Raw genomic sequence first — 5,532 nt, 5'->3', positions numbered from 1 at the left:
TCCTGCGCCGGCCGCAGCAGGCCGCAGGGGCCGGAGCCCAGTGCGCCCAGCGCGCCCAGCGTACCCAGGGCGGCCGTCCCCTTGAGGAAGAAGCGCCTTCCGTTGTCGCAGCCGCGTGCTGCTCGATCGGTCTTGTTCATGCTGTTCCTCGCTTGGTGACCGGTTGTTCCGGTTGGGCAAAGGCCCCGCGCCCCATGATCACGGCGTCGGCAAGCCAGCGGGCCAGGTCGTCGCCCGCGCGGCCCATGACGGCGGACGTTGCGCCTGCCCGGCGCAGGGCATCGAGAAATGACGGCACCCACACGGCCATGTGCCCGGCCACGAAGGCGTCCCACCATGAGGCGAGGTCTTCGGGGGTGGGTCCGCGCGCGGGAAGGCCGGATGGTTCGGGTGTGTGGGGGGCCGGGGAATCCGCGGGGCCTGGCGCATCCTGGCGCAGGGCGGCGTACACGGCCAGGGCGGCGTCCAGTTCCAGGCCGATGTGGTCGTCGGGCAGCGACCCCTGCCACGGCGAGGCAAGGCCCAGCGCCGCGTAGGCTTCGCGGGCGAACAGGGCGGCCTCGCCCATCAGGCGGCGCTCCGTCTCCAGATAGACGGAGGCATAGGGCGGCGCGGCCACCGGGCCCGGCCCCACGAACAGCCGATTGAACAGGTATTCCTCTTCATCCCACGCGGGCACGGGCGGCAGGGGCGGGGAGCCCGGCAGGGCCAGTGCCTCGAAGGCCCGGCGCAGCACAGCGCCGTTGGTGGCGAAGAAGAAGTCGCGCAGGGCGGCGCCGCGCCGCGCGAAGGCCTCGGCGTCCGCCATGCGGGTGTTGACCGGGGCGGACGCGGGCGGGGAGGGAGCGGGAGAAATGGTGGGCGGCATGGCATTCCTGCTGCGATGTGCGGTTCAGGCCCCGTTGCTGGCGCGCGGGGTCCGCCACCGGAGTGGCCTTAAGTTGCATAATACCATGTCGCTTGGGGCGTGCAATGATTGTCGGATGCTGTAGGAAGTCTGTAGGACGCGTCCTACATGCGGCGTTGCGGTGACGTTGGCGCCGTGGTCCGGAAAACGCCGTTGACGTCCGGAAAAGAAAACGGGGAGCCCTTGCGGGCTCCCCTGTGCATCCGAGGTATTGCGTGCGGCGCGTGTCGTGCCGCCTCGCCGTCTAGTAGGCGTGTTCGTCTTCCAGGTCCTCGTCGGTGATCTTGTGGGTGAACACCGAATACACCCACGCCTGGTACGCCAGCACGATGGGCACGAAGATGGCCACCACGGTGAGCATGATCTTCAGCGTCAGCGGGCTGGATGCGCCGTTGGCGATGGTGACGCTGAAGGCCGGGTCCATGCTGGAGGGCAGCAGCGCCGGGTACATGCCGAACACCCCGAAGAAGGTCACGCACACGATGAACACCGCGTTGCACACCCAGGCCATGCCCACCGAGTTGGAGGCGATGAAGAACCGGGTGGTCAGCAGCGAGGCCACGGCCAGGATGGGGAACACCAGCAGCGGCGGGAACTTCATGTAGTTGACGTACAGGTTGGTGTACACGGCGGTGGCCACCAGGAAGGCCAGCGCGGCGCACAGCAGCAGCGGCCAGATGCCGCGCGCCAGGGCCACGGCCCTGTCGTGCAGCTCGCCCGTGGACTTGATGCCCATCCACAGTGCGCCGTGCAGGGCGAACATCAGCACGAAGAACACGCCGCCCAGCAGGCCGTACAGGTTCAGCAGCTTCAGCAGGTTGCCGTGGTACACGCCGTCGCCGTCGACGGGAATGCCCATGAACAGGTTGGCGAAGGCCACGCCGAACAGCAGCGCGGGCACGAAGTTGCCCAGAAACTGGAACACGTCCCACACCTTGCGCCAGCCGGGGCTGTCGATCTTGTTGCGGAACTCGAAGGACACCGCGCGGAAGATCAGCGCGAAGAGCAGGATCAGCAGCGGCGCGTACAGCGCGCTGAACATCACCGCGTAGGCCTTGGGGAACGCGGCGAAGGTGACGCCGCCCGCGGTGATCAGCCACACCTCGTTGCCGTCCCAGAACGGACCGGCGGCATTGTAGATGGTACGGCGCTCGGCTTCGTTGCGCGCGGCGAAGGGCAGCAGGGTGCCCATGCCGAAGTCGAAGCCGTCAAGGACGAAGTATACGGCCCACAACAGGCCCCACAGGACGAACCAGATTGTCTCCAACATGTTTCCGATCCTCTCGGTTAGCTGTTCATGCGGCTATGCGGCACGTCGTGCGGGCTAGGCGGCGGGGCCTTTGCGCGCGTACTTGCGAAGCAGGTAGATGTCGAGCACGCCGAGCAGGGTGTACACCGCCCCGAACGCCAGCAGCGATACGGCCACGGACGAGGCGGGCACAGGCGACACCGCATCGGTGGTGCGCATCATGCCGTACACGATCCACGGCTGGCGGCCTATTTCGGCCACGGCCCACCCGGCCATGATGGCCAGGTACGGCAGCGGAATGGCCCAGGGCAGCGCCTTCAGCAGCCACTGCTTGTCCTGCAGGCGGTTGCGGAACAGGAAGGCGGCACCGGCCAGCAGCGGGAACAGCGTGCCAAGGCCCACCATCGCGCGGAAGTTCAGGAAGGTGAGCAGCACGGGGGGGCGGTCTTCCTTGGGGAAGTCCTTCAGGCCCTTCACTTCGGCGGAGGGATCGTTGAAGGCCAGCAGGCTGAGCACGCCGGGAATGCCGAAGACCTGGATGGAGTTGCCTTCCCCGCTTTCGTTGGGCACGGCCAGCAGGTACATGGGCGCGGACTTCTGGGTTTCCCAGTGCGATTCCATGGCCGCCAGCTTGGCGGGTTGCAGCCTGGCCACGGTGTTGCCGTGGTTGTGGCCCTGCACCGCCACAAGGATGGCCAGTACCAGGGTGAACCCGGCGGCCAGCTTGAACGAGCGGTTGAAGAAGTCTTCCTCGTTGCGGCGCAGCAGGTGCCAGGCCGAGATGCCCAGCACGAAGAAGCCCGCCAGCATCCACGAGGCGAACAGGTTGTGGAAGAACTGGCCCCATGCGTAGGGGTTGCTGAGCACGCTGAAGAAGTTGTCCAGTTCCGCGCGGTTGTTGCGGATCACGTAGCCCACGGGGTTCTGCATCCAGCCGTTGGCCAGGATGATCCACAGGCCGGACAGGTTGGAGGCGAACGCCACGGCCCAGATGGCGAACAGGTGCATCTTTTTCGACACGCGTTCCCACCCGAACACCCACACGGCCAGGAAGGTGGATTCCAGGAAGAAGGCCAGGGTGGCTTCAATGGCCAGCAGCGAACCGAAAATGTCGCCCACGTATTCCGAGTAGCGCGACCAGTTGGTGCCGAACTGGAATTCCAGGGTGATGCCGGTGACCACGCCCAGGGTGAAGTTGATGAGGAACAGCTTGCCCCAGAACTTGGCCATGCGTTTGTAGGTTTCGTTGCCGGTGCGGTAGTAGATGGTCTGCATGACCGCGATGAGCACCGAAAGGCCCAGTGTCAGCGGCACGAAGATGAAATGGAAGAAAACGGCCACCGCGAACTGCAGCCGTGACAGCATGACGACATCCATGCTTTCCCCCTTTGCGGGTCCGACGGTGTGGCCGCCCGGAAGCCCGACAAGGTTAAACGGTGAAATCGGCGCGTTGTCAGGTCTACTTCCGCCGAAGGCCGAACAACGTGTGTGCATCAAGCGATAATGGTTGCTACTACCACTTTCCCGCCAATATGCAAGCATGGTGGAACAATTGCTGCGTGTGCTGACGGAGGGACTGCGCGCAATCTAGCACGGTTGCGGAGAAACTGTCAGTAAAAAATACATGGCGGCGGCAAGTTGGCGGTGATGGCCGGATTGTGGGGGAACCGGCCCGGAGAGGGGAGCAGGACAGGCGAGCCGGACGGGCCGGAGGGGCCGGACGGGATGAATCGGGCGGGATGGGGTGGCAGCATGGTCGGACGGGGCGGGCCTGACAGGGGGGAGATGGGCAGGCCGGGCCGTGCGCATGAACGGGAGCGGAGTGTGCGGATGTGCCCGTACTGCCCGCATGGGGCAGGGGCCGTTTGGGGCACACGCCGCGCCCCCGCGCGCAACGGGCGTCGGCCATGTGGTCGGCGCCCGTTGGTGTTGGCGAGGGAATCCGGGGGGATGCTGTCGCTACGGCTTGCCGAAGCCGTACTTGTCCATCACTGCCATGCCTTGGGGGCCGGTGACGAACTTGATGAACGCGGCGGCGGTGGCCTTGTCCCTGGAGCCGGACAGGACGGCGATGGGGTAGGTGATGGGGGCGTGCCCCTTGACGGTGGCCACCACCTTCACCTTGTCGCCCGCGATCCTGGCGTCGGTCATGTACACGAAGCCCGCTTCGGCTTCGCCGCGCGCCACGTAGTCCAGGGCCTGGCGCACGCTTTCGGCCAGCACGGCCTTGCCGGAAAGGGCATCCCACGAACCGGCGGCGGTCAGGGCGGCCTTGGTGTAGCGGCCCACGGGCACGGAGTCGGGGTTGCCCACGGCGATGCGGGTGACGCCCGCCTGCTTCAGGTCGTCCACGCCCTTGATGGCCAGCCTGGAGTCGGCGGGCGCGATGAGCACCAGGCTGTTGGACACGAAGTCGATGCGGGTGGCCACGTCGATGAGCTTGCTTTCCACGGCCTTGTCCATGGTGGCCTGGTCGGCGGAGGCGAACACGTCCACCGGCGCGCCTTCCTGCATCTGCTTCAGCAGCGGGCCGGACGCGGCGAAGTTGGTCTGCACCTTGCTGCCGGGGTTGGCCTTTTCGAACATGCCCTTGATGTCGGTAAAGGCGTTGGTCAGGCTGGCGGCGGCGGACACGGTGATCTCGCCCGCGTGGGCGGCAAGGGGTGCGCAGACCAGTGCGGCAAGAGCCAACGCTGCAAGAACGCGACGGCCAGTGCGGAACGGACGGAAACCGGAAATCATGAGGCGCCTCCTGTCTGAGGTTGAGTGGTGTCTGCGGGAACGAAACGGTCGTCGGCCCTGCACTGCACGGCGTTGTCCGCCACGGTGGCGAACCAGCCCGTCCTGTCGGCGTCCCAGACGTCGAAGGTGGGGACGTACGGCTTGATGTCCAGCACCGGGGTGCCGTCCAGCATGTCCACGTTTTCCACGTGCAGCCTGTTGCCGGTCACGCCGGTAAGCCGCAGGACGGAAATGCCGATGGGGTTGGGCCTGCGCGGCGAGCGGGTGGCGAACACGCCGTGCTCGTCGTTGTCCAGAAAGGGCTTCACGCGCAGGGTGAAGCCCTTGCACTCGTGCAGGTGGTAGATGACGAGGAGATGCGAGAACCCTTCGATGTCGGCGAGGCCCTGGGCGAATTCGGGCAGCACGTCGATGCTGCCCGCTACCCCCTGCGCGCCCACGGGCTGGATGGGCATGCCGCGCACGTCGGTGAACGGGGTGCGCATGTGGGCCACCGGGGCGTAGGAAATGCGCGGGGCTTGCGGATTGTCTGCCCGATCGTCTGCCGGATTGCTTGCCGGATGGGAGGCCGGATCGGAAGCGGCACGGGGCGCGGCATGGGCGGCGGCGGGGCCGCGCAGCAGGTGCAGCGCCG

Annotated in this window: 5 protein-coding genes; all 5 read right to left on the bottom strand. The window is 66.6% G+C overall.

Annotated features, from left to right (window positions below; genetic code table 11):
• Positions 1–136 precede the first annotated feature (136 nt).
• A complete protein-coding gene (locus FVW27_RS06720) occupies positions 137–868 on the bottom strand; it encodes a TorD/DmsD family molecular chaperone (protein WP_167123792.1) in 732 nt (243 codons plus the stop codon).
• 283 nt (positions 869–1,151) lie between these two features.
• The gene (gene cydB / locus FVW27_RS06715) at positions 1,152–2,177 is read right to left on the bottom strand and encodes a cytochrome d ubiquinol oxidase subunit II (protein ID WP_167123790.1); all 1,026 of its coding nucleotides are present in this window, start codon (positions 2,175–2,177) and stop codon (positions 1,152–1,154) included.
• A gap of 54 nt (positions 2,178–2,231) precedes the next feature.
• Positions 2,232–3,533 (bottom strand): cytochrome ubiquinol oxidase subunit I, encoded by a 1,302-nt coding sequence (locus FVW27_RS06710; RefSeq protein WP_167123788.1) that lies wholly within the window; start codon positions 3,531–3,533, stop codon positions 2,232–2,234.
• 582 nt (positions 3,534–4,115) lie between these two features.
• Positions 4,116–4,898, bottom strand: coding sequence for a molybdate ABC transporter substrate-binding protein (gene modA, locus FVW27_RS06705; protein WP_167123786.1), 783 nt, complete (start codon positions 4,896–4,898; stop codon positions 4,116–4,118).
• On the bottom strand, positions 4,895–5,532 hold a 638-nt coding region (gene tsaA, locus FVW27_RS06700; protein WP_341806101.1), incomplete at its 5' end, for a tRNA (N6-threonylcarbamoyladenosine(37)-N6)-methyltransferase TrmO. The genes modA and tsaA, both read right to left, overlap by 4 nt.

The organism is Nitratidesulfovibrio liaohensis (assembly GCF_011682075.1).
Classification (GTDB): domain Bacteria; phylum Desulfobacterota; class Desulfovibrionia; order Desulfovibrionales; family Desulfovibrionaceae; genus Cupidesulfovibrio; species Cupidesulfovibrio liaohensis.
This window is presented reverse-complemented; position numbering and strand designations above follow the sequence as displayed.